Origin of the sequence: Synechococcus sp. HK05 (assembly GCF_019104765.1) — a bacterium.
Lineage (GTDB): Bacteria > Cyanobacteriota > Cyanobacteriia > PCC-6307 > Cyanobiaceae > Vulcanococcus.
Genome location: NZ_JAHRXJ010000013.1, coordinates 11,839 through 37,907, shown reverse-complemented (window position 1 = coordinate 37,907; position 26,069 = coordinate 11,839). Strand labels below are relative to the sequence as shown.

Here is a 26,069-nt window from a genome sequence, read left to right as displayed (position 1 = left end):
GGAGGCGCCGCGATGACCCCAATCGATTGGTTTTCACTGCTCCATCCGGTGCTGGTGATCCTGTTTGTGTATCCGGTGGTGGGGGCCACGATCCGGCTCGGCATCTTGGTGCGCGAAAAGCGCCTCGGCATCACCCAGCAGCCGGCGCTGGTGCCCCGCGAGCATGCCGACCATGGCCGCTGGGTGACGGCAGGCGTGGTGGTGGCCGTGCTGATCGCGCTGGTGTATTCGTTCATCAGCAAGGCCGTGGAGCCCGGCGTTGCCTTTGCGGGTGGTTTGGCGCGGCTGGCGCTGTTGATGCTGGTGGCAGCCGGCACGTTGGTGGCGCTTCTGGCGTTGCTCAAGGTGAAGCGTCCAGCGCTCAGGGCCACTTTCACACTGCTCACCTGGGCCGGGCTCCTGGGGCTAGGCAGCCAAGCTGAGATCTGGCGTCTCTCCGATAACCCCTTCAGCGGGGCGTTCTGGAGCTCCCATTACTGGAGCGGTGTGCTGCTCACTGGGTTGTTCCTGATGAACCTGGCGGCTCGCCCGGAAATCAGCCGCCACCTGCGTTGGCGACGCCTGCATGTGGCCAGCAACATCCTGATCATGGTGCTGCTGGCAGTGCAGGCGATCACTGGCAGCCGCGATTTGCTGGAGATCCCGCTCAGCTGGCAGAAGCCGGCGATCTATCGCTGCGATTTCACCAAGCGGGTGTGCCCGGAGCCGGCGGCGGCTGCAGCTGCTGCGGCACCAGGCTCAGCCGTCGCCGCTCCCGCCCTGGGCTGATCAACCGGCGCAGCAGAGCCAGCAGCGCCCGCCACTCCGGCGGAGCTTGTCGCTGCGGCCAGGCGCCGGGGCGCCCATACAGCCATCCCAGGAACTGCTCGCGCGCATCGGCCGGGCCTCGCTCCCAGGCCCAGCTCAGGCGTGAGCAGGATTGAGCCTGGGGGGCTAGGGGCAGGGCCGGCAACTCTGGGGCGCTTGCGATACGCAACTCCCTCCACTGACCTGTCCCGTCTGGTGGCAGAGCACCAAGCGCCAGGGCAACACCGGCTTCACTGAGAGCTTCGATCGCCACGGTGTGTTCTAAGGGCTGCCTGGTGGCATCTCGCCCCCGCAGCGTGGCTTGTAACGGCAGGGCCAGCCAGGGGCTGGGATCGCCGGCGGCGGGATCGCGGCAAGCCCGCAGAGCCACCAGCAGGCCGAGCAAGGTGAGTCCGCCCCAAGCCAGGCCCAGCCAGCCACCGGCGCTGCCGCCGCCGGAGCTCAGATGGCGCAGGATCAGCGCCAGGTTGAGCCCATTGAGGCCCAGGAGCAGCAGCAGGGGCAGGGCCAGCACGGGGGCGATGCCGCCGCGCCCGTGCACCCGGTGTTTGGGGGTGATGCGAAACGGCTGCACGCGCCCCCAGAGGCTGGCCAGCACCGTGGCGGCCAGCGGTACGGCCAGGGCCCAGCCGGGTAGATCCGCCAGCAGGGCATGGCGGCTGCCGCGGTTCAGCCAGCCCGTGCTCAGCAGCAGCGCGATCCAGAGGGGCAGCAGCTTGCCCAGAACAGCCGAGTCGGTGAGCAGAACAGGTGCAACGCCGAGCAGGCCGATGCTCAGCGGCATCAGCAGGAGCAACAGGCGCGGCACGGTGTTGAACCAGTGCAGCGCCCCCTCGAGGTAGGCCATGCGCTGGCCGGGCCGCAAGCCACGCAGGCGCAGCGGGCCCTGGGATAACCGCAGCGCTTGCAGCGTGCCGGAGGCCCAGCGCTGCCGTTGGCGCACAAAATCGAGCATGGTTTCGGCGGCCAGGCCGGCGCTGAGCTTTTCGCCGAGGTAGCGCAGCTTCCAGCCGCGGGAGGCGAGGGCCATGCCGGTTACCAGGTCTTCCGAGATGGCCTCTTCCACGAAGCCACCCACTTCGGCCAGGGCGCTGCGGCGCACCAGAAAGCTGGTGCCGGCGCACACCACGGCTTCCCAGGCGCTGCGCACCGGTTCGATCCAGCGGTAGAAGCTCTCCTCATCGGGCAGCAGCCAGGCCTCCATCGCCAGGTTGCGCATCACCGGATCGGCATTGAGGAAGTGTTGGGGCGTTTGCACCAGCGCCACCTGCGGATCGAGCAGCAGGCCGATCGTGCGCTCGAGGAAGTGCTGCTGGGGCACGAAGTCGGCATCGAACACGGCGATCAGTTCGCCGCAGCTGAGGGCCAGGCCGGCGTTGAGGTTGCCGGCTTTGGCGTGACGGCGGTCGGGGCGGTGGTGGTACGTGGCGCCATAGAGGGCCGCCAGCGCTTCCAGCTCCGGGCGGCCAGCGTCATCGAGCAGCCAGAGCTGCCGGTGGGGATAGCGGAGCTGGCTGCAGGCGCGCAGGCAGCGCTCCAGCACTGGTAGCGGTTCGCCGCAGGTGGGGATCAGCACATCCACCGTGGGGCGCCAGCTGCTGCCCCGCCAGCGGGCCTGGGCGGCATCGGCCTCGGGGCGGCCATCGCTGAAGCGGCGCCAGGCCAGCAGCAGCGGCAGCAGGCCGCTGAGCAGCAGCCAGCCCTCGGCGAGCAGGAGCAGCAGGCTCAGCCCCGTGGCCAGGGGGGTGATCAGGTTGAGGCTGTGGAGCACCCGCCACTGCAGGTAGTGCAGGGTGAGCAGCGCGAGCAGCAGCAGCAGGCTGCGCCGCCTCCACAGGGGCTGCTGCGCTTCAGGCCGGCGACTCAGCCACAGGGGCCACAGCAGCAGCAGCCAGGGGAGCCAGAGCTCCGCAGTCATCCAGCTGGGCCGCGGCTTGGTCCAGCAACGCTAGAGCGTCTGCCGGGGTGGGCGCCCGCATCAGAGCGTGGCGAAGCTGCGGCGCTCCGCTGAAGCCCGTGCAGGTCCAGCTCATGTGTTTGCGGGCGATCAGCAGGCCGTGATCGCCGCGGGCGGCCACCAGGGCCTGCAGCTGCTCGGCGGCCAGTGCGATCCGCGCGCGGGCGCCGGGGCTGGGCGGGATCGGCCGGCCGCTGAGGGCGGCATCGATCTGGCCCACCAGCCAGGGGGCGCCCATGGTGCCGCGGCCCACCATCACGCCATCGGCGCCGGTGAGCTCGAGGCAGCGCAGGGCATCGGCGGCGCTGTTCACATCGCCGTTGGCGATCACCGGGATCGTGAGTGCCTGCTTCACAGCGGCGATGGCATCCCAATCGGCCTGGCCCTTGAAGCCCTGCTCGCGGGTGCGGCCGTGCAGGGTGAGCAGCTGGGCACCGGCACCCTCGAGCTGCTGGCACCAGCTCACCGGATCGGCATCGCTGCCGCACCAGCCCAGGCGCGTTTTCACCGTGACCGGGATGGTCACGGCTGCAGCCACCGCCTCCACGATGCGGGCCGCCAGATCGGGGTCGCGGATCAGACCGCTGCCACCGCCTTTTTTGGCGATCTTTTTCACCGGGCAGCCCATGTTGATATCGATCAGATAGGCGCCGGCGGCTTCGGCGCGGCGGGCGGCATCGGCCATGGCGCCCGGGCGGTGATCAAACAGCTGCACCCCGATCGGCCCTGGTTCGCTGGCGAGCTCCTCCACCTTGATCAGGCCGTGGCCCAGCTCCAGGCTGGTGGCGTTCACCATCTCGGTGAACAGCAGCGCATCCGGCGCCCAGCGCCGCACCAGGCTGCGGAAGATGCGATCGCTCACCCCCGCCAGGGGCGACTGCAGCACGCGGCAGCGCAGCGCCCGGGGGGTGCCGCGGCCGGCCAGCTCAAGTGGGGGTGGGGCGGTGATCATGGTGCGTTGATTGTCGGACTCCAGGCCGATGCCTCCTGCCGAAGCCGCCGCCACGCCCGTGCCCTTCCCCCTGAGTCGCGCGCTGCTGGAAGCGGTGCTGGCCGATCGCACCAGCGATCGCTTCGTGTGTGAACTGATCTGGCCGCGCCTGGGATACGAGCTCGATGGCTCCGGCACCTGGAGCGCGGGCCCGGCTGCGGAAGCCAGCTGGCGGGAGTCATTCCCAACTGAGCCCCAGTTCATCGCTCAGCGGCCGCCCTCGGTGGCGCTCACGCGCTCGATCTCCAAGCAGCACAAACAACTGCTCAAGGAGCAGCTGGGCTTTGCGGGGTATCGCATCGGTGAGCTCTATCCGCGCCGAACCCGCCGGGCCACGGCGGTGAACTGGCTGCTGGCCCATCTGGCCGAGCGAGCCGAGCCGCTGCCGGAGAGCGGCCCGTTGCCCGCACTGCGCGAGCAGCCGGCCGATCCAGTGGCGGGCCACCCGGGTGATCTGCCGATCAGCTGAGCCGGCTTAGGCCTGGATCGTCACCGGCGTGCCGACGGGAGTGTTTTCAAACAACCAGCGGGCGTGAGGGCTGGGGATGCGGATGCAACCACTGCTGCGCGCCACGCCGAACCGTTGGCCTGCCGCCTCCTGCCAGGGCGCGCCATGCATGCAGATCAGTTCGTTCTGCGTGATGCACATCGTGTAGGGCACGTTGGGCACCACATAGGAGCGGCCGCGCATGGTGACGCTGCGGTGCTTGGTGAACACCTGGGCGCTGCCCATGGGCGTGGGTGTGGAGGCTTTGCCGGTGCTCACCAGCACCGTGCGCACCAGCTCCTGATTCGGGTTGTACACATACAGCTTCTGGTCGGAGAGGTCGACCACGATCGCGGCGATCAGTTCCACCATGGGGCAGGCCGCTGCAGGGGCGGGGCTCAGAACACCCTTCTGCTAGCGAGACTCGCTGCGTCCCATCCTGCGACGGCGGAAAGTTTTTCGCTTCCGCCGGCCTGTAGGGTCAAGTCACGACAGTTGTTGTGATACCCGCTTGGCTCTGCCGGTCGTTGCCATCATTGGCCGCCCCAACGTGGGCAAATCCACCTTGGTCAATCGTCTCTGCAAGAGCCGCGAGGCGATCGTGCACGACGAGCCCGGGGTCACGCGTGATCGCACCTATCAAGACGGCTATTGGCGCGATCGCCACTTCAAGGTGGTGGACACCGGTGGCCTGGTGTTCGACGACGACAGCGAATTTCTCCCCGAAATCCGCGAGCAGGCCAACCTGGCGCTCTCGGAGGCTTCCGTGGCGGTGGTGATCGCCGACGGGCAGCAGGGCCTGACCGCCGCTGATGAATCGATCGCCGAATGGCTGCGCGGCCACAACGTGCCGGTGCTGCTGGCGGTGAATAAGTGCGAGTCGCCCGAAGCCGGCCTCTCGATGGCCGCCGAGTTCTGGAGCCTGGGCTTGGGCGAGCCCCATCCCATTTCGGCGATCCATGGCGCCGGCACCGGCGACTTGCTCGACAAGTTGGTGGATCACCTGCCGCCCACCGAGGAGCTCACCGGTGAGGAGCCGATCCAGCTGGCGATCATTGGCCGGCCCAACGTGGGCAAATCCAGCCTGCTGAATGCCATTTGCGGCGAGAAGCGGGCGATCGTGAGCCCGATCCGCGGCACCACCCGCGACACGATCGACACCACAATCGAGCGTGAAGGCCACACCTGGAAAATCCTCGACACCGCCGGCATCCGCCGCAAGCGTTCGGTGAATTACGGCCCGGAATTCTTCGGAATCAACCGCAGCTTCAAGGCGATTGAGCGCTCCGATGTGTGCGTGCTGGTGATCGATGTGCTCGATGGTGTGACGGAGCAAGATCAGCGCCTCGCCGGCCGCATCGAAGAGGACGGCCGCGCCTGCGTGGTGGTGGTGAACAAATGGGATGCGATCGAAAAGGACTCGCACACCATGCCGGCGATGGAAAAAGAGCTCCGCTCCAAGCTTTATTTTCTCGATTGGGCGCCGATGCTCTTCACCTCGGCCCTGAGCGGCCAGCGGGTGCAGAGCATCTTTGCGATTGCGGCTGTGGCGGTGGAGCAGCACAGGCGCCGGGTGAGCACCTCGGTGGTGAATGAGGTGCTGCAGGAGGCGGTGAGCTGGCGTTCACCGCCCACCAGCCGCGGCGGCCGTCAGGGCCGGATCTATTACGGAACCCAGGTGGCCACGCGCCCGCCGAGCTTCACCCTGTTCGTGAACGACCCGAAGCTCTTCGGCGACACCTACCGTCGCTATGTGGAACGGCAGATCCGTGAAGGCCTGGGCTTTGAAGGTTCACCGCTCAAGCTGTTCTGGCGCGGCAAGCAGCAGCGCGATGCCGAGCGCGATCTGGCCAAACAGCAAGCTCGCGGCCGCTGATCTCCCGGGACGGGTGGGAGCCTGATGGACTGGTTGCGCCAAATCCCCATCGGCCAATACGTCGATGGCACCGGTAGCTGGCTGCGTGATCTCGATCCGCGCCTGAAGCTGGCCTGGACCGTGGCCTTCCTGCTCACGCCGATCCTGGCGGGCCCTTGGTGGCGGTTGGCTCTGGTGGGCCTGTTGCTGCTGGTCACCGCCTGCAGTGGCCTGCCCTGGCGGATCTGGCGCCGCACCTTGCCGTTGCTTGTGGTGTTGTCGCTGTTGGTGGGACTTCTCGCCACGTTCTTGCCGGCTGGAGGTGCCGCAGCGGCGCCCCAGACCCGGCCGCCGCAGGAAATCCGGATGGCCCCGGCGGATCAGGGGATGCGCTGGGAGCTGTTGCGTTGGGGGCCGGTGCAGCTGGGGCCGGTTCCACTGGGCCCCTTGGTGATCACGCGCCGCTCTGCGGCACTTGGACTCAACAGCGCCACCTTGCTGTTCACGGTGATCCATAGCGCCAATCTGCTCCTGCTCACCACGCCGCCTGAAGCGTTGGTATGGGGATTGAGCTGGTGCATGGCTCCTCTGGCTCGGTTGGGGGTGCCGGTGGAGCGCCTGGGGTTCACCTTGCTGCTGTCGCTGCGCTTTTTGCCTCTGGTGCAGGAGGAATTTCAGAACCTGCTGCGCTCGGTGGCCACCCGTTCGGTGAACCTGCGCCAACTGGGCCTGCAAGGCTCACTGGCCCTGGTGCTCGCCCTGGGTGAGCGCCTGCTGGCAAATGTGTTGTTGCGGGCCGAGCAGGGCGCTGAAGCGCTGATGGCCAAGGGCGGGCGCTGGATTGCGCCGGCACAGTTGTTGCGCGATCCGCTGCCCAAGCCAGCGCTGCAATGGCTGGCAACGCTGGGTCTTGCGCTGTTGCTCGGTTTGCGGTGGAGGTACGGTGACGTCTGATTTGGTCACCGTCGGTACAGACCGATTGAGCGCTGCGTGAGCACAGAGCGTTATCTCAACCACCCCACCTTTGGATTGCTCTACCGCGTGGCCGAGGTGGCTGAGGGGCGTGATCTCTACGCCACGCTGTACGCCCAGCGCATGTTTTTTGTGGTGACGTTGCAGGAACGTGGCGCTCAGTTTGAGGTGATCCCGTTAATGGATGCCCGGCACCTGGCGGAACAGAACCTCGCCCGTGCCCGCCGGGACGGGCCGGAAGCCCACGCCCGCTGGCGACAGCTGTTCGATCAAACCTTCATCTGATCGCTGGTGGTGCCTGAGTCCGCCGCCGAGCGTCTGGACGCGATCCGCGCCCAGTTGCCCGCGTCCACCCAGCTGCTGGCGGTGAGCAAAGGCCACCCGGCTGCGGCCATCCGCGCGTTGGCCGCAGCCGGGCAACGCAGCTTTGGCGAGAGCCGCCTCCAGGAAGCCGCCCCCAAACAAGACGAGCTGGCCGATCTCCAGGAGCTCGATTGGCATTTCATCGGTCGCTTGCAGGCCAACAAGGTGCGGCCGGTGCTCCAGCGTTTTGCATGGCTGCATTCGGTGGATTCTTTGGCGTTGGCTGAGCGGGTGGCCCGGATCGCTCGGGAGGAGGGCATCAGCCCGAAGGTGTTGCTGCAGGTCAAGCTGCGCCCGGATCCGGCCAAGGGTGGATTCGAGCCCGATGCCCTGCGCCAGGCCTGGCCTCGCCTGCAGGCGTTGCCCGCTCTGCAGCTGGTGGGCTTGATGACGATGGCCCCCCTGGGACTGGATGCCGCCGAGCGCCAGAGCCTGTTTCAGGACTGCGCGGCCCTGGCTCAGGAGCTGGGGCTGGAGCAGTTGTCGATGGGCATGAGCGGCGATTGGCACGAGGCCGCGGCGGCAGGTAGCACCTGGGTTCGTATCGGCTCAGCCCTCTTCGGGCCGAAACCCTTGTCAGCGCCGGCGTGGGACGCTATCTAAGTTCCAGTGCCAAGACCGAGGTTTCACGGTGTCGTTGCTCTCCCGCCTGCGTGCAGTTGTCTCCGGTGACGACTACCTCGATGGCTATGACGACGAGCTGGATTACGACCACGGTGATGTGCCGGAAACCAGCAGCACCACGAGCCCCGGTGCTCTGGCTCTCACCAGCGATTTCGACAGTGTCGATCCCTTTGCCGGCAGCAATGTGATCGGCATGCCGGGCATCTCCTCCTCAGCGGCGGAAGTGAGCTTGATGGAGCCCCGCAGCTTTGATGAGATGCCCCGGGCCATCCAGGCCCTGCGCGAGCGCAAGACCGTGATCCTCAATCTCACGATGATGGAGCCGGATCAGGCTCAGCGGGCCGTGGATTTCGTGGCCGGTGGCACCTTCGCCATCGACGGCCACCAGGAGCGCGTGGGCGAGAGCATCTTCCTGTTCGCCCCCAGCTGCGTGACCGTCACCACCGCTGCCAGCGAAGAGCCCTCCTCCCCCACCGTGGTCTCCCGCGATGTGACCCAGGAGCCCGAAGCGGCCCCCGCTCCCGCCTGGGGCCGCGAAACCTACGGCGCTAGCGTCGGCTGAGCGCATCTCTCAGCCCCTTGAGCAGCTTCTCCCCCGCAAGCTTTGGGGTGATCGGCCTGGGCCGCATGGCCCAGGCCTTGCTGTTTCCCCTGCTGGAGAGCGGCCAGCTCAGCCCAGCGGGTGTGCAGGCGGCGGTGGCCTCGCAGGCCTCTGCCGAGCGCTTACGCGCCCAACGGCCGGATCTGCAGGTGAGCACCGAGGCCGCCTCAGCCTGGGGCTGTGCCGCTGTGCTGTTGGCGGTGAAGCCCCAGCAACTGGAGGGGGTGTCGGCCGCCGCGCCAGCGCCCACAGGCGTTGAGCCGCCGTTGCTGATCTCCGTTTTGGCGGGTGTCACCCTGGCGCGCCTTCAGCGCCTGTTCCCCGGTTGGCGGATTGTGCGGGCGGTGCCCAACACCCCTTGCCTGGTGCGGGCCGGGCTCACCGGCCTCGCCTGGGGTCAGGGGGTGCCGGCTGAGCAGCAGGTGTGGGTGCAGCAGCTGTTTGGCCAGGTGGGCGAGGTGCTGCAGCTGCCGGAGAGCCAGTTGGATGCGTTCCTGGCGCTCACCTCGTCGGGGCCTGCCTTTGTGGCGCTGGTGGCTGAGGCCATGGCCGATGGGGCCGTGGCGGCGGGGCTGCCGAGACTGCAGGCTCATCACCTGGCCCAGCGCACCTTGGCTGGCACGGCGGCGTTGCTGCAGGAACAGCAGCTCCATCCCGCTCAGCTCAAAGACATGGTGAGCAGCCCCGGCGGCACCACCATCGCCGGGATCCGCGCCTTGGAAAACGGTGGTTTGCGCGCCGCCCTGATCGAGGCGGTGCTGGCCGCGGCGGAACGCAGTCGCCAGTTGGGCTAAAGAGCTGCGCTTCAGTTCTTCTGGCCGATCCGCGGTTCGGTGCCGGCCAGTAGCCGCTCGATGTTGGTGCGGTGGCGCCAGAGCACGAGCACCATCGCCACCAGCGCCAGGGCCAGATAGGCGGGCCGGAGGCCGGTGCCGCTGCTGGCAAAGGAGCCGAGCATCAGCAGCGGCAGGCTCAGGGCGGCGATCACGCTGGAGAGCGACACGATCCTTGAGATCGACATCACGGCCATGAACACGCCGAAGCAGGCCAGGCCCACCGGCCAGGTAAGCCCCAGCAGCATGCCCAGTCCTGTGGCCACCGCCTTACCGCCGCGCCAGCCCAGCCACACCGGCCAGATGTGCCCGGCGAGCGCCGCCAGACCGGCCGCCACCACCCACCAGTCGCTCTCCGCGGTGATGCCGAGTGGCTGCAGCAGCGCTTTGGCCAGCAGCACCGCCGCCGTGCCCTTGAGCACATCCACCAGAAACACCACCAGTGCCGGGGCCTTGCCGAACTGACGCAGCACGTTGGTGGCGCCGGTGGAGCCGGAGCCAAGGCTGCGGATGTCGACGCCCTGGAGCCAGCGGCCGGCCAGGTAGCCGCTGGGGATCGATCCGAGTAGATAGCCCGCCAGCAAGCAGAACAGCGGGGTTTGCAGCAGTGCGGTCACAGCAGGTCGTCGTCGAGGGCGAGTTCGGTGGGGCTGCCGGCAAAGGCCAGCCAGATCGGGAATTGAAGGATCGGGATCTCCACAGCCGCTTCGGCTGCATCCACCACGATGAAGGGGAGTTCGCCCCGCTCTTCCAGGCGATCAGCCCGTTCGATCAGGGCATCCGGGCGCTCGAACAGCACGATGCCGCTCTGGGGGCCGAAATCTTCGCGGGCCAGGCCCAGGCAATCCTGCAGGCCGCGCCGCCACTCCCCGAGTCGTTCCGGCGTGCCAGCCAGCACCAGCGTTTGGAAGCGCTCCCCGTAGAGATCCCCCAGGATCGAAATGGCTGCGGCCGTGATCAGGGCATTGCGGTTGCGGCTGCCGCTGCTGGGCTGGGCTCCGCGGCCGCCCTGGTTCAGGAACCAGTCTTCGAGAAGGCTGGCCCCGGAAGGCTCCAGGCTGCGGCGCAGCTTCCAGGGGTCGGCATAGAAATCGGGCTGGCCCTGGAAGCCCTGCAGCCGCTCGCGGATCAGGGGCTCATCGGCGCTGAACAGGCCTGCAGCGGCCGGGGCCGCAGCGGGCACAGCCTCGCTGCTGCTGGCGGACTGTGCCGCCGCCGCCTGATCCAGAGGGGAGGGCTGCACCACCAGGGGCTGCACCACCAGCTCCATCTGCTCGGCTGCGACTGCCAGCTCCTGCAGGGCACCGACCAGGTAGTCCTGAAAGCCTTTCACCCGCCGGGCGATCGAATCCGATTGGCCGGCAAAGCTGCTGTTGATGTCGTGTTGGAGCTGATCGCGGCGAGCGCTCAGCGCATGGATCTCGGCTTTCAGGGCATCGCGCTGCTGTTGCAGCTCGCGCAGGGCGAGCTGTGTCCAGTCCGCTTGAGGCGCCTCGCTGGCGGTGTCGGGGGCAGGGGTGGAGACGTCGTCGCTCATGGCTGGGCGCTCAGGTGATGGTTGAGCTGCTCGCGCAGGGTGGTGGCATCAAACAGCACCGGCAAAAAGTGGATGCTGCGCTGTTCACGGAAATAGAACAGCACTGGCAGCGCCGGCCAGAACACGATCCAGTTCAGCCATTCGCTGTAGGGGAAGCGGCGCAGCACCGTGCTGCCGCGCCACACCAGCAGGGCATCGGCGCTGAACTGCAGTCGCAGGATCTGGCTCTGGATCAGCAGAAACAGCCCGAACAGGCTCAGCACCAGGGCCAGCCAAAGGTTGATCAGCAAGCTCGCCAGCCCCAACACCACCACCGCGAGGGGCAACCAGGGGCTCGGCGCCAGGATCACCCCTTGGTTGGGATCGGGCAGGGGCGCTTCAGAACCGGTCATTCGCCAAACAGCAACTGGGTGAGCACCACGTCCATCAACGACACGGTGACCAGAATCATCACAACCGCGCCGGTGGTGCTGGTGCCGACCTCCTTGGGGCCGCCGCGGGTGGTGAGCCCCCAGCCGCAGGAGATCACGGCGATCTGCAGGCCGAACACCACGGCCTTCAGCAGCATCGCCGGCAGATCCGACGGCTCCATCCAGGTGCGCACCGAATTCCAGAAGACCCCCGGGGGGATCTGATACAGCAGCGTGCTGCTCACCTGGCCCGACCACATCGCCACGCCGAAGAAGGCCAGGCATTGCACGGGCGTCATGATCAACATCGCCAGCACCCGAGGCACCACCAGGTATTGCACCGGGTCGGTGCGCAGCATGGTGATCGCATCGATCTGTTCGGTCACCTTCATGGTGCCGAGCTGGGCGGCGTAGGCCGTGGCCACCTTGCCCGTGACGAGGGTGGCGGTGAGGATCGGGGCAATCTCGCGGGCCAGTCCCAGGGCGAGGATGCCGCCCACGGTGCTGCCAGCCCCCTGCTTCACCAGCTCGGAAGCGGCCTGGATGTTGAACACCGTGCCGGCCGCCAGGCCTGTGATGATCACGATCAGGAAGCTTCCCGGGCCCGCCTCCATCAACTCGGCCATCAGATCGTTGATGCCCACCTGGCCCTTGGCCAGGGCCGCCATGGCCTGGCCGCCGATCAGACAGCTTTCCCCCAGGCGCGTGAGCCAGCGGGGGCGAAGCCAGGCGGGGAGGCGGCGGCGGGACATCTGGGGCATGGGTGAGGGTCAGCCAGCGCTGGGGTGGTGCTGCAGGTGCAGACCCTTCTCGGGCCAGCGGCGCATCACCACCAGGCCTAGGACCACCAGAACTGCAGGAATGATGCCCATGCACAGCCGGATCGCCACCAGGGCGCTGTCGGGTTGCAGCATGCCGCGCGAGGCCACATAGCCGCTGAGGCTCATCAGGTTGCCGAAGAAGAACAGGGCAAAGCTGATGCAGATCTTCTGGGTGAACACCATCCAGGCGCTGTACTGGCCGGCTGGTTTCTCCGGGTCGGCGTCGATGGCGTCGGGCAGCAAGGCCCAGGGGATCAAGTAAGCGGTGGAAGCACCCAGGCCCACCAGCAGGATGGCGCCGAGCAGCAGCGCCAGCCGCAGGCCATTGCCCAGGGACCCCACGGGGCTGATCGCTGCATCCAGAGGCGCCAGCAGCATTGCGGCCAGGCAGCCGCTCACCCAAAGGCCACTGCCCCAGTAGAGGGCGCGGACGCGGCCCTGGCGGTGTGACACCGAGGTCCACAGCTGCAGCCCCACCAAGGTGCTGATCTGGAACGGCAGCAGAATCCAGTTGCTCCAGCCCTCGGGCACGTGCATCACCACGGGCAGGAAGATCAGGGCCGCGGTTTGCATGATCTGCAGCGCGCACCACAGCAATAAGTAGAGCCCCAGCACCTTCATGAAGCGCCCATTGCTGCGCACCCGTTTGATCAGCCGCCGGGTGGTGCCGCTCTCGGCCAGGGGCTTCTGGCAGTGGCGGGCGGAGGGCGCCACGCCCCAGGCGCACAGAAGGGTGCACACCGTGATGATCAGGCCCGAGAGCACGCCCACCTTCCAGTAGCTCAGCGGGTTTTGGTGGTCGCGCAGCAGCAGGCCCCCCAGCACGATGCCCACCAGCCCCGCTGTGATCGAGCCGGTGAAGCGCGCCATGTTGAGCCGGGTGCGCAGCGACACATCGGTGGTGAGCTCAGCCGCCAGGGCGGCATAGGGCAGGTTCACACAGGTGTAGAGGCTGTTCGCCAACACCGAAATCGCCACGAAAACCCAGAAGCGCACCCACTCGCTGCCGGGGGGCAGCCACCACATCAGGGCCATGGCGACCCCGAGGGGTAGGGCACTACCCACGATCCAGGGCAGGCGTGGGCCCCAGCGGCCTGTGGTTTTGTCGCTGAGCCAACCCACGACGGGGTCATTCACCGCATCCCACAGGCGGGCCAGCATCAGCACCAGGCCGGCCATCCAGGCGGGCAGGCCTGCCGCAGCTGTGTAGAAAATGAAGAGGTAAAAGCCGATGAGGGAGGCGGCCATGCCGGTGCCGGCATCCCCCAACCCGTAGGCCACCAGCAGGCGTAGCCGCGAGGCGCCCCGCAGGCTGGCCGCATCAAAGGGAGCGGCAGGGGCTTCTGGTGAGGCGGCGGACAACGGGCCTGTTCCGAACGCAGGTCATAATGCTGCAATCGGCGCGAAACCCAACGCGCGCCAGGCCACAGGCGAACGCCGTAGAGCGTTTGTACTGCTGCGGGCTTAGTTTAGTGGTAAAACCTCAGCCTTCCAAGCTGATGATGCGGGTTCGATTCCCGCAGCCCGCTTACAGCTGATGCCCTTCCATCAGGGGGGCTGCCACCAGCAGCACCAGGCTGCGGCTGCCCATGGCGATGCTGCTGCCGCTGATCGGGATGGGTTCGGCGGGGCAGTCGTCGCCGCTGGGTTGATCGGTGTCGATCACCCGGCGCCAGTCGCTGCTGCAGTGGGGGATCTCGAAGCTCAGATCCTCGTGGTAGGCGTTCATGCCGCACCAGATCAGCGGGCCTCGCTCGTGGTCGTTCAGGCTCCAGGCCAGGGTGTGCGACCAGGCGGCCCAATCCGGCTGGCCCAGCTTCACGCCATCCCACTGGCGCACCAGATGGCCGGCCTGATCGAAGCGCAGGGCTTTCCCCGCCTCTGGATGCGGGATCTCCGGGTTGAGGAGGTCCGCCAGGTGGTGGCGCAGGTGGATCAGCCGCCGCACAAACAGTTGCAGGGCCTGATCGTCGGCATCGGGCTGCCAGTGCATCCAGCCGAGGATGTTGTTCTGGCACCAGGCGTTGTTGTTGCCTCCCTGGCTGCGGCGCACCTCATCGCCCATCAGCAGCATCGGCACGCCGGGGCTGAGCAGTAGTGAGCTGAGCAGATTGCGCAGCTGCCGGTTGCGCAGGCTGGTCACGGCGGGGTCGGTGCTGGGGCCCTCCGCGCCGTGATTCCAGTTGTTGTTGTGGTTATCGCCGTCGCGGTTGTCTTCGCCGTTGGCCAGGTTGTGCTTCTGGCTGTAACTCACCAGATCGGCCAGGGTGAAGCCGTCGTGGGCGGTGAGGAAGGTGATGCTGCGGCCCAGCAGTGCCGGCTGGCCGCCGAAGAGATCCGGGCTGCCCGCTAGGCGCTGCCCCATGGGCCAGCAGCTCTTGTCATCCCCTTTCCAGAACCGCCGCACGTCATCACGGAAGCGGCCGTTCCAGGCCCCTACGCGCCGGGCGGGGAAATCGGCCAGGCGGTAGAGCCCGCCGCAATCCCACGGTTCGCTCACCAGCTTGAGATCGGCGAGTTCGGGATCGGATTCGATCTCCTCAAAGAGGGGTGGGTGATCCAGTGGGGCCAGCTCATCGCCGCGGCTGAGGGCGATGCCCAGGTCGAAGCGGAAGCCATCCACCCCCAGCTCCAGCGCCCAGCAGCGCATCGATTCGAGGATCAGCCGCCGGGAATGGGGGCGGTTCGCGGCAATGGAATTGCCGCAGCCGCTCACATCGAGGTAATCGCCCTTGGCGTTCTGGTGGTAGTAGTTGCGGTCGTCGATGCCGCGCCAGCTGAGGGTGGGCCCGGCCTGGTTGCCCTCACAGGTGTGGTTGTACACCACATCCACCAGCACCTCCAGGCCGGCCTGGTGGCAGGTGGTCACCAGTTGGCGCACCTGGTGGCGAATCTGCAGCGGATCGTCGCCCTGCTGATAGGCGTGGTGCGGGGCCATCCAGCTCAAGGGGCTGTAGCCCCAGTAATTGAGGCGTCCGGCTGGCGCATCGTGGGGGTCGAAGGCCATCACCGGCAGCAGTTCCACCGTGGTGATGCCCAACTGCTTGAGATAGGGAATCGCCTCAATCAGTCCCAGGTAGGTGCCTTGCGCGGCCGGACTCACGGGGCTGCCGGCCCCGCGGCTGAAGCCCCCCACGTGGAGCTCGTAGATCACCGTGCGTTGCCAGCTGTGGCGCGGCCGCGGCGCGGCGCGGAAATCAAAGCGGTCGCGCTCGGTTACCACCCCCTTCAGGCAGCTGGCGGTGTTGGGCATCGCCCCAACCGCATCAGCCCGCCGGTAGACATCCCAGCCGGTGATCGCTCGGGCACACGGATCGAGCAGCAGTTTCGAAGGGTTGAAGCCGTGACGGCCCGGCTGCAGGGGGCCAAAGACCCGGTAGGCGTAGCAGCAGCCGATGCCGAGCCCTTCCACCTCCACATGCCAGATATCACCGGAGCGGTGGTGATGGTCGAGTTCCACCACCTGGTCGGGTTCCGGCGCGTTGCCTGCGGGAAAGATCAACAGCTCCACCCGGGTCGCCATCGGGGCCACCAGGGAGAAATTCACGCCCGTGTCGGTGGCGCTCGACCCCAGGGGCCAGGGTTGTCCCAGTCGGATCGTGCGCACCGGAGCCAGGGGGCCGCTGCCACAAGCTAGGTGTTGTCTGTGGGTCCTGCCCCCCGATGTCTCGGCTCCAAGCACAACCCATGGCCGCCGGTCGCCCGCCGCGGTTGGTTCAGGAGGGGCTTTGGTTGTTTGCCCCCAGCCGCGAGAGCCAGGGCGGAAGCGCCTGGTGGCTGGAGCCTCTGGCGGAGGGCGGCGCGGGTGTGTTGATCGATTGCCCCGCCTTCACCGACGCCAACCTCGCCTTCCTGCAGGAGCAGCCCGCCGGCCGGATCGTGCTCACAGGCCGTGAAGGCCATGGCCGCCTGCGCCGGTTTCAGGAGGCCCTGGGCTGGCCTGTGTACGTGCAGGAACAGGAGGCCTATCTGCTGCCAGGGGTGCAGCAACGGATCGGCTTTGGCGCGCAGGCCGAACTGGAGCCTGGGCTGCGGCTGTTGTGGACACCGGGCCCAAGCCCCGGCGCTGCAGTGCTGCTGGCGGAGCAGGCCTCCATCCTCTTCTGCGGTCGGCTGTTGAGCCCCCTGGCTCCTGGTCAGGCGGGGCCGCTGCGCACGCGCCGCAGTTTCCACTGGGACCGCTGGCTGCGCAGCCTCGAGACCCTGCGCACCTGGCTGCCGCCCGAGCAGCCGCAGTGGCTGGCGAGCGGGGCTGGGCTGGGGGCGTTGCGGGGCGAAGCGCTGGTGCCATCGGCGCGGTTGCTGCTCCAACAGCTCGACCTGGCAGCCCTGGCTAGCCAACAGGCCGTTTGAGCCCCGATTCGAGCCGCTTCGGTGGCCATTGGGGCACAAAAGTGGCAAAACCATGGCTGCAAAAGGGGTCCGATGGTTGCCGGGCCTTGCCAACCCCCATACCATTGGCGCGCTGAACCCAGTGGCGGTCGGTGTTCCCGAGCCGCCCGGCTGCTACTGACCCAGAGGCTTTCCCCCCAGTCCGATGAACAAAGCTGATCTCGTCAATCTCGTTGCCGCCCGCACTGAGCTGACCAAAACCGACGTTGCCCAGGTGGTGGACGCTGCCATCGACACCATCATTGATTCCGTGGTGGAAGGCAAGAAGGTCTCGATCCTTGGTTTCGGTTCCTTCGAGCCCCGCGAGCGTTCTGCCCGTCAGGGTCTGAACCCCAAGACCGGCGACAAGATCAAAATCCCCGCCAAGCGCGTGCCTGCCTTCACCGCCGGCAAGCTGTTCAAAGATCGCGTGCAGGGCTGATCACAGCCTCGCCAATCGGTGCGTTGAGGCGGCCTGAGGGCCGCCTTTTTTGATGGGAGATGCTTGAGGGGTGTCTTGCCACCCGTCCCAGCGCCGTGTTGCCCGAGCACCTGCAGCGTCAGCTCGCCGGCCGGCCGGGCAATCGAGGTCGTTACGCCCCCTCTCCCACCGGGCGGCTCCATCTCGGCAACCTGCGCACGGCGCTGCTCTCTTGGCTGATCACCCGGCGGCAGGGTGGGGAATGGGTGCTGCGGATCGACGATCTCGATACCCCGCGCAACCGCCCGGGTGCCGAAGCCTCGATCCTCAGCGATCTCCGGGCGCTGGGTCTGGAGTGGGATGGCCCCTTGATTCGCCAGAGCGAGCGCCGAGGCTTGTACGCCACGGTGCTGTCGGCCTTGCGTCGCCGCGGGCAGCTGTATCCCTGCCGCTGCAGCCGCCGGATGCTTGCGGATGTATCGGCACCGCATGGCAGTGCGCCGGTGTATCCGGGCTTCTGCCGTGATCGCCGCGAGGGTTGGGGACTGCAGCAGGGTCGGCTGCCCAGCTGGCGCCTGCGTCTTCAGCCGGGCGCCTTGCTCTGGCCTGAGCAGTTGGCCGGCAGCGGCAGCCTGCAGGCCGAAACGGAGGTGGGCGATGTGGTGCTGCGCCGGGCCGATGGCTTTCTGGCCTATCACCTGGCTACGGCGGTGGATGAGCTGGCCCTGGGCATCACCGATGTGGTGCGGGGCAATGATCTCTGGAGTGCCACGGCTCCGCAGGTGGCCGTGATGCACGCCTTGGGGGGTGAGCCACCGCGGTATTGGCACCTGCCCCTCTGGCGGGATGCCCAGGGTGAGCGGCTGTCCAAGCGCGATGGCAGCTGCGGGCTCGACAGCCTGGCCGAGCAAGGGTTGGATGCTCCCGCTGTGGTGGGGCTGATGGCGGCGAGCCTGCAGCTGGTGCCTGCCGGCAGCCGGCTCAGCAGCCGTGAGCTGCTGGAGCACTGCAGCCTCGAGAGGCTTAAGGAAGGCTTCGGGATCAAACCGCTCAAAACTCCCCAGAGTGAACGGCATCAGCGCGATGCACGATGACCAGCTCTCAGCGAGAGGCCCAGCGGATCAACAGCACCTGCAGCTGCTGCGGCGGTAGCGGCGTGTTGCGTACGGAGGCTGCCGGCTATCGCACCTGCCTGGAGTGCCTGGGGCAGGGCCAAACCCCTGTGTTTGAAACCGTGTTTGGGTTGCCGGATCCGGCGGCGCCACCCGCCGCCGAACCCTGCCAGCGCCCACCCAGAGGGGCCCGCGCCGAAATCAGCGCTTCGACTTCTGGCGCCAGATGAAAAAGGCGGTGGTGGCGACGACCAGCAGCAGGGGAGCTGCGGTGAGCAGCAGCAGGGCAACGGCGGTCCAGTCGGTGTACATCGCGCTCAGGCTCACGGGAGGAGCCATCATCTCAGTGCACCCTGCGTGGCGTCCATGACTCGCTGGTTTGTTCCTCTGTTGCTGTGGGCCGCCGTGCTGCCGGCCCAGGCTGGAGTGGAGTTCACCGATTGCCAGCCCGCCTCAGGCGGGGGCATCACCTGCAACACCGAGCCCACCGGCAACACGCTGATGGACGACGAGTCAGCCCGCTACGGCCTCTTCAATGAAGCCAGCCCCGGTTGGGCCGAGTACGACCCCTATGAGGGTTACGACGATATGTTCGGCGGCAACTGGACCTGAGCTCTCCGGCGTGAACTCTTGCTCAGAGCAGATGTGTGAAGCCTTGGTAGACCACCAGGCTCACCAACCAAGCCAGTAGCAGCGACCAGGCCACGCTGAGCACGGTGAAGCTCAGCCGCTTGGATTCGCTGCGGATCACCGCCACCGTGGAGAGGCAGGGTGTGTAGAGCAGCGTGAACACCATGAAGCTCAGCGCTTGAGGCCAGCTCACATCACTGGCGATCGCTTGGCTTAGGGCGCCGGGATCCGCCTGGCCATAAATCACGGCTAGGCCGCCCAGAACAATCTCCTTGGCGATGAAGCCAAACAGCAGGGCGACCGCCAATTTGGGATTGATGCCGATCGGCGCCAGCAGTGGCTGCATCAGCTGGCCGAGACGGCCCGCGAGGCTGGCGCTGCTGGCGGGCTCCACACCCAGCGGCAGGTTGTTGAGCAGCCAAACCGCCACCACCCCCAAGATGATGAAGCGGCGGGACCAGAGCCAGAAATGTTTCACCTCGCTCCAGGCGCGGCTCAGCATCTGACCGGCCGTGGGCAGGCGGTAGGGCGGTAGCTCCAGCACCAGCGGTTCGTGATTGGGGAAGCGGCCGCGGAACAGCAGGGCCGTGAGCATCGCCGCCGCAAAGCTCATTAGATAAAGCCCGAAGATCACCAGCCCCCCGATCCGTGGCGGGAAAAACACCGCCGCCATAAATAGGAACACGTTCAGGCGGGCTGAGCAGAGCGAGAAGGGGATCACCAGCATCGACAGCAGCCGCAGCCCCCGATCCCGCATCACCCGTGTGCCCAGGATCGCTGGCACATTGCAGCCGAAGCCCATCAGCGAGAGCACAAAGCTGCGACCATCGAGGCCCAGCCGCTCCATAAAGGCATCCATCAGATAGGCGGCACGCGAGAGATAGCCGCTGTCTTCCACCACACCCATGGCGAGGAAGAACAGAGCGATCACCGGCAGGAAGGCCATCACCGTGCCGAGGCCCTGATAGAGGCCTTCCAGCAGAAATCCCTGGACCAGGTTCGGCAGCGGTTCGAGCAGGGGCTTGAGCACCCCCTGCCCCACGTGATCCAGCAAGCTGCCTAGTGCTTCCTGCACGGGCACGCCGATCGCGTAGATGCCCTGGAACATCAGGGCCATGGCCAGGAAGAAGAGCGGCAGCCCCAGCAGTGGGTGCAGCAGCACCGCATCGAGACGTCTGCTGCGGCCGTCGCGCCAGCGCCCCGGCAGCGACACGCAGCGCGTCACCAGATCTGCCATGGCGCCGTCAAGATCGGCATCCCCCGCGGCCAGCCGTTCCTCGAGCTGTTCGGCCGCCGTGGTCGCCTTGGCCTCGCGGGCCTCCAGCTGGGCCACCAGGGCATGCTGCAGGGTGTCCAGGCCCTGGCGGTATTTGGCGCTCAGGGGCACAACAGGTTGCCCCAAGGCTTCGCTGAGGGCCGGGGCGTTGATGCGCACCCCGAAGCGTGCGGCCTCATCGGCCATGTTGAGGGCCAGGACGGCCGGAAGCCCCAGCTGTTGCACCTGCAGCGCCAGACGCAGTTGCCGGTCGAGCTGACTGGCATTAAGCACCACCAGCACCAGATCCACCGGCGTGTGCTCCAGGAAGCGACGCACCACGGCTTCGTCGTCGCTGAGGCCGCGCAAGTCGTAGATGCCCGGCAGATCGATCAGTTGAAGCGCATGCCCCGCCAGCTCCAGGTCGGCCTGCATCAGGTCCACCGTGAGACCTGGCCAGTTGCCGATGTGCGCGTGATGGCCGGTGAGTCTGTTGAACAGGGTCGACTTGCCGGTGTTGGGCATGCCGAGAACAGCAACGCTGCTCACGCGGCCAGGCTCACCCGGGCGGCATCGCGGCGGCGCAGCATCAGTTCGGTCATGCCGACGCGCACATGCAGCGGCCCCGACCACCAGCCGCGACGCAGCACCTGCACCCCTTGCCCCGGTCGCAGGCCGAGCGCTTCGAGGCGCTGCCGCAGGCCTTGATCCGCACTGAGCGATGCCACCGTGGCCGTTGCACCTGTGGGCAGATCCACCAGCCGGGGCGATGCAGCCATGACGGTTCGCTATTGCGAATGAGTTGCAATATCCTATGCGCTGCTGGGCTGGTGTCCTTGCCGAAATTGATTACGGTGAAGCCTGTGAGCCTGCTGACCAAGCCGGTGCTGCATTTCTGGTCACCCCACCTCGATCCGGCCCATCCCCAGGACTGCACCCAGCCGGAGCGCTACGCCATTCAGGTGCAGGCCAGTGGACGATTCCTGGCGATCGCCGCCGACGGTCAGTCCTTGCTGGAAGTGATGGACGCCGAGGCCGCGCATCTGTTTCATGCCCATGAAGCGGCCTTGCGCGCCGCTAAAGAGCTCAACGCCGAAGGGCGCGGTCCAGTGGATGTGGTGAAGCTGGAGCTGGATGTGAGCTGAGGGCTGGGCTCCGTAGGATCCGGCCCTGCTTGAAGGCCCTGCGTCTGCCCTGATGGAGCTCACCTACCGCCCCCGTCGCCTGCGCCGTTCCCCTGCCTTGCGGGCGATGGTGCGCGAAACCTCCCTCAGCGCCGCCGACTTCATCTATCCCCTGTTTGTGCACGAGGGCGCCAGCAACGAGCCGATTGGTGCCATGCCCGGCTGCCAGCGCTGGAGCCTCGAGGGGCTGGTGCAGGAAGTGGGCCGCGCCTGGGATCTGGGCATCCGCTGCGTGGTGCTGTTCCCGAAGGTGGCCGATGGCCTGAAAACCGAGGACGGCGCTGAGTGCTTCAACGAAGGCGGCTTGATCCCCCGCGCCATCCGCCGGCTCAAGGAGGTGCACCCCGGCATGGCGATCATGACCGACGTGGCCCTTGATCCCTATTCCTGCGATGGCCACGACGGCATCGTGAGCGGCGAGGGTGTGGTGCTCAACGACGAAACGGTGGCGATTCTCTGCAAGCAGGCCGTGGCCCAGGCCCGCGCCGGCGCGGATCTGATCGGCCCCAGCGACATGATGGATGGCCGCGTTGGCGCCATCCGTGAAGCCCTCGATGAAGAGGGTTTTGAGCATGTGGGGATCATCAGCTACACCGCTAAATACGCCTCCGCTTACTACGGGCCCTTCCGTGAGGCCCTGGATTCAGCGCCCCGGGCGGCGGCCAGCAAGCCGATCCCCAAGGACAAATCCACCTACCAGATGGATCCGGCCAACGCCCGTGAAGCCATCACCGAAGCCCAGCTCGATGAGCAGGAAGGGGCCGACATCATGATGGTGAAGCCGGGCCTGGCCTACCTCGACATCATTCATCGCCTGCGCGAGGAGAGCGAGCTGCCGATTGCGGCCTACAACGTGAGCGGCGAATACGCGATGGTGAAAGCGGCTGCCGAGAAGGGCTGGATCGATGAACGGGCGGTGGTGCTCGAAACCCTGCTCTGCTTCAAGCGGGCCGGCGCCGATCTGATCCTCACCTATCACGCTTGCGACGCGGCCCAGTGGCTGCGCGAGGGTTGAGGGCAGGCTCAGTCAGTGCGATCCTCCGGGGGTTCAGGTGCTGCGTGACCCCCGATGGCCCGCTATCTCCTCCTGTGGGTTCACGGGCCCTGGATCGCGGCTTCGCTGATGGCGATCCTGGCCTTCCGCCTGCTGTTGGCTGAAGATTTCAGCCTCCACGGCCATGGCTGGGGGCTCCTGGGCAGCGCCTCGATCTGTTTCTCGATCGGCTGCGTGTGCAAGGTGTCGTGGGTGTTGGCGCAGTTGAACCGGCGCCGCACGGCGGCTGAGCAACAGCTTGAGCACCTGGTGCTCCACTGAGCCCTGCCGCCATGAGCCGCTCCACTGTTCTGTTGATCATCGGCATCCCCTGGGCCACGGCTGTGGCGGTGCTGTTGATGGTCACCAAGATCCACGCCTTCAGTGGCCGCTTGCATTGGGGCCTGCTCGGCAGCGCCTGCATCTGTTTCTCGATCGGTTGCCTGGCGCGCACCAGTGTTGGCCTGCACGACATGGCCCAGCGGGCCAAGCGTGAAAGCGCGGCGGCGATGGACCAGCCGGCCTCCTGATGGTGGTGCGTGCGCTGATACGAGGCAGTGTGGGGCTGGGGGCCGGCTGCTGGCTGGCAGCGGCGGCCACGGCGGCTCCACTCACCACACCGGTGCCGCCCTCACCGGGTTTGGTGCGTTCGCTCGCTGCATTCGAGCGCGATCTGCAGGAGCTGGATGGGGCGCTGCGACCGGGTGCTGCCAGCACGCCCCTTCCCTTCAGTCTTTCGGATCCCGCTCTTCGTCCCCCGGACCCCTTGGCGGTGCCCGCCACGTCCGCCGCCGCTGATCAAGTCCAGGAGCGGGTGCTCAGCCTGGCTCAGGCCCTGGAGGTGGCGGTGGCCAACAACCCCGAGCTGGCGGAGCGCCGCGCCCATATCAATGAGATGCGCGGTTTGAAGCGCTCGGTGCAGGGGCGCTTCTGGCCGCGGTTGGCGCTCAACCTGGGCGGTTCCTTCGCGCAGCGGAGTGACTACAACTTGGTGCTGCAGGACAACGCTGGCCTGTACAACCCGCTGCCCGTCTACAAGCCCAACCCAGCTGATCCCACGTCTCCAACGCAGACCCAGGGCTTTGTGAATTCTCCGTTTCTGGTGCAGCCGAACGGCTGGAACCGCATCCAGGCCAACCGCGGTGGCGGTTGGGGCAGCCTGGATCTCGACTGGGAGTTGATCAGCTTTGAGCGCGGCGCCGCTCTGGCGGAGCAGGATCAGCGCCTCAGCGCCAGCCTGCAGCAGTACGGCGATGCCCTGCGCCAGCTGCAGTTGCAGGTGAGCGAGACCTACTACGGCCTGCAGCTGGCGGATCAGTTGCTGCGGATCCGCGAAGCGGTGGTGCGCAACGACGCCCTGGTGCGCGACCAAGTGGGGGCCCTCAAGCGCTCCGGACTGGTGCCGCGGCTCGATCTGCTGCGGGCCGAAGCGGCGCTGCAGCAGAGCCGCTTCCGGCAAGAACAGGCCGAAGCCCTGCGCCAGAGCCGCCGGCAGGCCCTCACCAACCTGCTCAATGTGGCCTTCAGCACCCAGCTCAGGGCCCAGAGCGATGTGGCGCTTCAACCCCCTTGGCCGCTCCCGCTCGACGCCACCGTGGTGGCTGGCCTTCGGGATAACCCAGCCCTCGAGCAGCTGGCGGCCGAGCGCCAGGCCCTGCTGCGCCAGGCCGATCGCCGAAAGGCTCAGCTCTTGCCGAGCCTGCAGTTGTTCGCCGCCGGCGGGGGTGGTGCCGATGTTCTCACCAAGCCGGTGATTGATCTCAAGGGCTGCTGCGCCGCCTCCAACATCCCGCAGCTCTCCAGCCAGAGTGCCGATTGGGTGGCGGGCCTGCGGCTGCATTGGAGGCTGTTTGATGCCGGCGTGTCGGGAGGTGAGGCCCAGGCCAGCCGCGCTGCGGCTGAAGCGGTGTTGCAGCGGTTGGCTCGCCAGCGCAATCAGATCCGCCAGGAGCTGGAAACTGCCTTCTACGACTACCGCGCCTCCCTCAGTCAGCTGGCGGCCGCAGAGGCGTCGTATCAGGCCTCACGGGAAGCGTTTCGCGATGCGCGGGCTCGCTACCAGCTGGGTCTGGCGGATTACACCGATGTGAGCGAAACGATCAGCCTGCTCACCCGCTCGATGGAAGGCATCGCCGAATCCACCACCCTGGCCAATGTGAGCTACGCCCGCATGTTGCGCCAGCTGCAGCCGGTGCCTGCTCAGCCCGAGCAGCAGCCCAACCTGCCGCTCACCCTGCCGCTGGCGGCGGTGGCTCCGCCGTAGCCGCTTGAGCTTGAGCCTGGCGCCGCTGCGTGAGCCGCTGCGTGAGCCGCTGGCGCAGCGCCAGGCTCCGCCAGGTGAGCAGCACCAGCAGGGCGATAAACCAGAACCACACCTCGGGGGCATTGCTCTGCAGGAGCACCAACAGCAGCACCACCTCCAGGGCCAGGAAGGGCCATTCACGCTTCATGGCAGGGTTCCCTCCTGGCGGCGGCTGGGCTGATCCTGCTGCAGATCCAGCCTGGGGGTGCGGTAGGTGCCCGTGAGATCCCGCAGGATCGGCAGCACATAGCTCACCGGTGTGCGCCATTCCACGTAGGCGTGGGCCTTGAGGGTGAGGCCTTCGCGGATCGGAAACACGCTGCTGCCGTTGGAGAGGGTCCAGCGGAAGCCGTCATCGCTGCGGCGGCTGGGCAGCAGCTCGATCTCGGTGCGCACCACCGGGCCGCTGGCCACCAGCGATTCAGCCAGGGGTGGGTTGCCCATGGTGGTGTTGATGTCTTCCGGGGTGGCGGGCAGCAGGCTCACCCGCTCCACCACTCCCTGGATGCCGCCGAAACGGCCGCGCTGCTGCCAGTCGGGCACCACCTCGATGCCCTGGTTGTGCTGCAGGCGGCGGGCATCGGCAGGGTGGAAATAGGCGATGGCTCGGAGCCTCTCACTGATTGAAGCCGTGGCAGTGGCGGCGCCGAGGGTGCCGAGGCGTTGGCCCGGTTTCACGGTTTGGCCGTGGATCACCTGCAGGTCGAGCACACGGCCATCGCGCTTGGCGGTGAGGTGGCCCTGGTATTTGAGTTTGGCTTCGGTCACCCGCACTTCACGGCGGGTGTTGTCGATGCGAAAGCGCCGCTGCTGCTGCTCGGTGTCGATGTCGAGCTTCACCTTGGTGTAGGCGCTGATCACATCTTTTTCGCGGATGGCGAGGTCATCGAGCTCCACCTGCAACTGGGTGTTGCGATCCGAGGTGCTCACCACCTCCTGGGAGAGCGGTGCCACCACCTCAGTGCGGGCCAGATGGGCAAAATCGGCCACTTTCTGGGCGTAGGTGGTCTGCAGGTTGCGTACTCGCTGACGCTCGCGCTCCAGCTTGCGTAAAGCCGTATCGCGCACGTCGCGCGCGGCCTGCAGGCGGATCGCATCGCGGCGGTTGAGATCGTTGTTGATCTGCTCCAGTTCGCGCAGGTCGCGCTGCTGCTGTTCGAGCTGTTTCTCGAGGGCCGGTTGATCGAGCACCATCAGCAACTGGCCCTGGCGCACCGGATCGCCCACCTTCACCTTCAGCTCGCGGATCTGACCTTCGGCCCGGCTATCCACGATGGTGGCGCCGCCCGGCACAATCACCACCCCACGGCCTACTACCTCGGTGGGCACCGGCCAGAACAGGGCCCAAAGCGCGGTGAGGCTGCCCACGCTGATCAGGCTGAGCAGCACCTGGCCCTCCGGATCGCCGGCCTGGCGATGCACCCAAGCTTTGAGGGTGTGCAGGGATGGCTTCAGGTTCACGGCAGGCCGTCCTCTCGCACCATGATTTCTGCCGAACCTCCG

General features: G+C 67.1%; 32 protein-coding genes and 1 tRNA gene. 19 read left to right on the top strand and 14 right to left on the bottom strand.

The genetic code is table 11. The features are described 5' to 3' along the window. Positions 1 to 12 precede the first annotated feature (12 nt). A complete protein-coding gene (locus KUL97_RS13275) occupies positions 13 to 768 on the top strand; it encodes a DUF4079 domain-containing protein (protein ID WP_217797476.1) in 756 nt (251 codons plus the stop codon). Here KUL97_RS13275 and KUL97_RS13270 read toward each other — a convergent pair. Next, positions 683 to 2,725 (bottom strand): glycosyltransferase family 2 protein, encoded by a 2,043-nt coding sequence (locus tag KUL97_RS13270; protein ID WP_217797475.1) that lies wholly within the window; start codon positions 2,723 to 2,725, stop codon positions 683 to 685. The two genes, KUL97_RS13275 and KUL97_RS13270, sit on opposite strands and share 86 nt — an antisense overlap. Continuing rightward, on the bottom strand, positions 2,658 to 3,716 hold the full coding sequence (dusB, locus tag KUL97_RS13265) for a tRNA dihydrouridine synthase DusB (protein ID WP_254896545.1): 1,059 nt from the start codon (positions 3,714 to 3,716) through the stop codon (positions 2,658 to 2,660). The genes KUL97_RS13270 and dusB overlap by 68 nt, the downstream gene beginning before the upstream one ends. A gap of 28 nt (positions 3,717 to 3,744) precedes the next feature. Here dusB and KUL97_RS13260 point away from each other — a divergent pair, with 28 nt between their 5' ends. Further along, entirely contained in the window at positions 3,745 to 4,224 is a 480-nt protein-coding gene (locus KUL97_RS13260) for a DUF1823 family protein (protein WP_217797474.1), read from the top strand. A gap of 6 nt (positions 4,225 to 4,230) precedes the next feature. Here KUL97_RS13260 and KUL97_RS13255 read toward each other — a convergent pair whose 3' ends face one another. After that, positions 4,231 to 4,614: a L,D-transpeptidase gene (locus tag KUL97_RS13255; RefSeq protein WP_217797473.1), complete on the bottom strand. Its 384-nt coding sequence runs from the start codon at positions 4,612 to 4,614 to the stop codon at positions 4,231 to 4,233. Positions 4,615 to 4,753: 139 nt separating this feature from the next. Here KUL97_RS13255 and der point away from each other — a divergent pair, with 139 nt between their 5' ends. The 6 genes from der to proC are packed head-to-tail and all read left to right on the top strand — an operon-like array spanning position 4,754 to position 9,451. Continuing rightward, on the top strand, positions 4,754 to 6,118 hold the full coding sequence (gene der, locus KUL97_RS13250; protein ID WP_217797472.1) for a ribosome biogenesis GTPase Der: 1,365 nt from the start codon (positions 4,754 to 4,756) through the stop codon (positions 6,116 to 6,118). A 24-nt stretch (positions 6,119 to 6,142) separates the two neighbouring features. Beyond that, entirely contained in the window at positions 6,143 to 7,051 is a 909-nt protein-coding gene (locus KUL97_RS13245; protein ID WP_217797471.1) for a CbiQ family ECF transporter T component, read from the top strand. 36 nt (positions 7,052 to 7,087) lie between these two features. Beyond that, complete coding sequence (locus KUL97_RS13240) at positions 7,088 to 7,354, top strand: PipX family protein (protein ID WP_217797470.1); 267 nt, start codon at positions 7,088 to 7,090, stop codon at positions 7,352 to 7,354. 6 nt (positions 7,355 to 7,360) lie between these two features. Continuing rightward, positions 7,361 to 8,035, top strand: a complete 675-nt coding sequence (locus tag KUL97_RS13235) for a YggS family pyridoxal phosphate-dependent enzyme (RefSeq protein ID WP_217797469.1) — start codon at positions 7,361 to 7,363, stop codon at positions 8,033 to 8,035. Between the two features lie 28 nt (positions 8,036 to 8,063). Then, positions 8,064 to 8,618 carry a cell division protein SepF gene (locus KUL97_RS13230; protein ID WP_217797468.1) on the top strand — a complete coding sequence of 185 codons (555 nt, stop codon included), beginning with the start codon at positions 8,064 to 8,066 and terminating at the stop codon, positions 8,616 to 8,618. Positions 8,619 to 8,635: 17 nt separating this feature from the next. Continuing rightward, positions 8,636 to 9,451 carry a pyrroline-5-carboxylate reductase gene (proC, locus tag KUL97_RS13225; protein ID WP_217797467.1) on the top strand — a complete coding sequence of 272 codons (816 nt, stop codon included), beginning with the start codon at positions 8,636 to 8,638 and terminating at the stop codon, positions 9,449 to 9,451. 11 nt (positions 9,452 to 9,462) lie between these two features. Here the strand turns inward: proC and plsY are convergent, their stop codons facing one another. Genes plsY through KUL97_RS13200 form a run of 5 tightly spaced genes read right to left on the bottom strand, consistent with a single transcriptional unit; the run spans position 9,463 to position 13,620 of the window. Then, positions 9,463 to 10,107 (bottom strand): glycerol-3-phosphate 1-O-acyltransferase PlsY, encoded by a 645-nt coding sequence (gene plsY, locus KUL97_RS13220; protein ID WP_217797466.1) that lies wholly within the window; start codon positions 10,105 to 10,107, stop codon positions 9,463 to 9,465. Continuing rightward, a complete protein-coding gene (locus KUL97_RS13215) occupies positions 10,104 to 11,027 on the bottom strand; it encodes a DUF3086 domain-containing protein (protein WP_217797465.1) in 924 nt (307 codons plus the stop codon). Before KUL97_RS13215 ends, plsY begins: the two co-directional genes overlap by 4 nt. Next, positions 11,024 to 11,419: a DUF3119 family protein gene (locus KUL97_RS13210; RefSeq protein ID WP_217797464.1), complete on the bottom strand. Its 396-nt coding sequence runs from the start codon at positions 11,417 to 11,419 to the stop codon at positions 11,024 to 11,026. Before KUL97_RS13210 ends, KUL97_RS13215 begins: the two co-directional genes overlap by 4 nt. Further along, positions 11,416 to 12,198 carry an ABC transporter permease gene (locus KUL97_RS13205; RefSeq protein WP_217797463.1) on the bottom strand — a complete coding sequence of 261 codons (783 nt, stop codon included), beginning with the start codon at positions 12,196 to 12,198 and terminating at the stop codon, positions 11,416 to 11,418. Before KUL97_RS13205 ends, KUL97_RS13210 begins: the two co-directional genes overlap by 4 nt. Positions 12,199 to 12,207: 9 nt before the next feature. Next, positions 12,208 to 13,620, bottom strand: a complete 1,413-nt coding sequence (locus KUL97_RS13200) for an MFS transporter (protein WP_217797462.1) — start codon at positions 13,618 to 13,620, stop codon at positions 12,208 to 12,210. Between the two features lie 96 nt (positions 13,621 to 13,716). Between KUL97_RS13200 and KUL97_RS13195 the strand changes: the two genes are divergently transcribed. Then, a tRNA-Gly gene (locus KUL97_RS13195) sits at positions 13,717 to 13,787 on the top strand. On the opposite strand, the gene KUL97_RS13190 is transcribed toward KUL97_RS13195, so the two are convergent. Further along, positions 13,787 to 15,865, bottom strand: coding sequence for an isoamylase (locus tag KUL97_RS13190; RefSeq protein WP_217797461.1), 2,079 nt, complete (start codon positions 15,863 to 15,865; stop codon positions 13,787 to 13,789). The two genes, KUL97_RS13195 and KUL97_RS13190, sit on opposite strands and share 1 nt — an antisense overlap. A 56-nt stretch (positions 15,866 to 15,921) precedes the next feature. Between KUL97_RS13190 and KUL97_RS13185 the strand changes: the two genes are divergently transcribed. The 4 genes from KUL97_RS13185 to KUL97_RS13170 all read left to right on the top strand — a co-directional run bounded on the left by KUL97_RS13185 (position 15,922) and on the right by KUL97_RS13170 (position 18,392). Further along, complete coding sequence (locus KUL97_RS13185; RefSeq protein WP_217797460.1) at positions 15,922 to 16,611, top strand: MBL fold metallo-hydrolase; 690 nt, start codon at positions 15,922 to 15,924, stop codon at positions 16,609 to 16,611. Between the two features lie 184 nt (positions 16,612 to 16,795). Beyond that, a complete protein-coding gene (locus KUL97_RS13180) occupies positions 16,796 to 17,071 on the top strand; it encodes an HU family DNA-binding protein (RefSeq protein WP_010311229.1) in 276 nt (91 codons plus the stop codon). A 59-nt stretch (positions 17,072 to 17,130) separates the two neighbouring features. Then, positions 17,131 to 18,144 (top strand): tRNA glutamyl-Q(34) synthetase GluQRS, encoded by a 1,014-nt coding sequence (gene gluQRS, locus KUL97_RS13175; RefSeq protein WP_217797459.1) that lies wholly within the window; start codon positions 17,131 to 17,133, stop codon positions 18,142 to 18,144. Then, on the top strand, positions 18,141 to 18,392 hold the full coding sequence (locus KUL97_RS13170) for a hypothetical protein (protein WP_217797458.1): 252 nt from the start codon (positions 18,141 to 18,143) through the stop codon (positions 18,390 to 18,392). The genes gluQRS and KUL97_RS13170 overlap by 4 nt, the downstream gene beginning before the upstream one ends. On the opposite strand, the gene KUL97_RS13165 is transcribed toward KUL97_RS13170, so the two are convergent. Further along, the gene (locus KUL97_RS13165; protein ID WP_217797494.1) at positions 18,364 to 18,501 is read right to left on the bottom strand and encodes a hypothetical protein; all 138 of its coding nucleotides are present in this window, start codon (positions 18,499 to 18,501) and stop codon (positions 18,364 to 18,366) included. The genes KUL97_RS13170 and KUL97_RS13165 overlap by 29 nt on opposite strands. A 27-nt stretch (positions 18,502 to 18,528) precedes the next feature. On the opposite strand from KUL97_RS13165, the gene KUL97_RS13160 reads away from it, so the two are divergent. Continuing rightward, positions 18,529 to 18,774, top strand: coding sequence for a hypothetical protein (locus KUL97_RS13160; RefSeq protein WP_217797457.1), 246 nt, complete (start codon positions 18,529 to 18,531; stop codon positions 18,772 to 18,774). A 22-nt stretch (positions 18,775 to 18,796) separates the two neighbouring features. Here the strand turns inward: KUL97_RS13160 and feoB are convergent, their stop codons facing one another. Further along, positions 18,797 to 20,596 (bottom strand): ferrous iron transport protein B, encoded by a 1,800-nt coding sequence (feoB, locus tag KUL97_RS13155; protein ID WP_217797456.1) that lies wholly within the window; start codon positions 20,594 to 20,596, stop codon positions 18,797 to 18,799. Further along, on the bottom strand, positions 20,593 to 20,826 hold the full coding sequence (locus tag KUL97_RS13150) for a FeoA family protein (protein WP_217797455.1): 234 nt from the start codon (positions 20,824 to 20,826) through the stop codon (positions 20,593 to 20,595). The genes feoB and KUL97_RS13150 overlap by 4 nt, the downstream gene beginning before the upstream one ends. Positions 20,827 to 20,910: 84 nt before the next feature. Here KUL97_RS13150 and KUL97_RS13145 point away from each other — a divergent pair, with 84 nt between their 5' ends. Genes KUL97_RS13145 through KUL97_RS13125 form a run of 5 tightly spaced genes read left to right on the top strand, consistent with a single transcriptional unit; the run spans position 20,911 to position 24,527 of the window. Continuing rightward, a complete protein-coding gene (locus KUL97_RS13145) occupies positions 20,911 to 21,192 on the top strand; it encodes a hypothetical protein (protein WP_217797454.1) in 282 nt (93 codons plus the stop codon). Positions 21,193 to 21,244: 52 nt separating this feature from the next. Then, the gene (gene hemB / locus KUL97_RS13140; protein ID WP_217797453.1) at positions 21,245 to 22,246 is read left to right on the top strand and encodes a porphobilinogen synthase; all 1,002 of its coding nucleotides are present in this window, start codon (positions 21,245 to 21,247) and stop codon (positions 22,244 to 22,246) included. Between the two features lie 54 nt (positions 22,247 to 22,300). Continuing rightward, complete coding sequence (locus KUL97_RS13135; RefSeq protein WP_217797452.1) at positions 22,301 to 22,546, top strand: hypothetical protein; 246 nt, start codon at positions 22,301 to 22,303, stop codon at positions 22,544 to 22,546. Positions 22,547 to 22,557: 11 nt separating this feature from the next. Continuing rightward, a complete protein-coding gene (locus KUL97_RS13130) occupies positions 22,558 to 22,794 on the top strand; it encodes a hypothetical protein (RefSeq protein WP_217797451.1) in 237 nt (78 codons plus the stop codon). Positions 22,795 to 22,796: 2 nt separating this feature from the next. Then, positions 22,797 to 24,527 (top strand): TolC family protein, encoded by a 1,731-nt coding sequence (locus KUL97_RS13125; protein WP_368656172.1) that lies wholly within the window; start codon positions 22,797 to 22,799, stop codon positions 24,525 to 24,527. Here the strand turns inward: KUL97_RS13125 and KUL97_RS13120 are convergent. Together KUL97_RS13120 and KUL97_RS13115 are read right to left on the bottom strand one after the other, a co-directional pair. Continuing rightward, positions 24,493 to 24,714: a hypothetical protein gene (locus KUL97_RS13120; RefSeq protein WP_217797449.1), complete on the bottom strand. Its 222-nt coding sequence runs from the start codon at positions 24,712 to 24,714 to the stop codon at positions 24,493 to 24,495. The two genes, KUL97_RS13125 and KUL97_RS13120, sit on opposite strands and share 35 nt — an antisense overlap. Then, complete coding sequence (locus tag KUL97_RS13115; RefSeq protein WP_368656171.1) at positions 24,711 to 26,027, bottom strand: NHLP bacteriocin system secretion protein; 1,317 nt, start codon at positions 26,025 to 26,027, stop codon at positions 24,711 to 24,713. The genes KUL97_RS13120 and KUL97_RS13115 overlap by 4 nt, the downstream gene beginning before the upstream one ends. Positions 26,028 to 26,069: the final 42 nt, after the last annotated feature.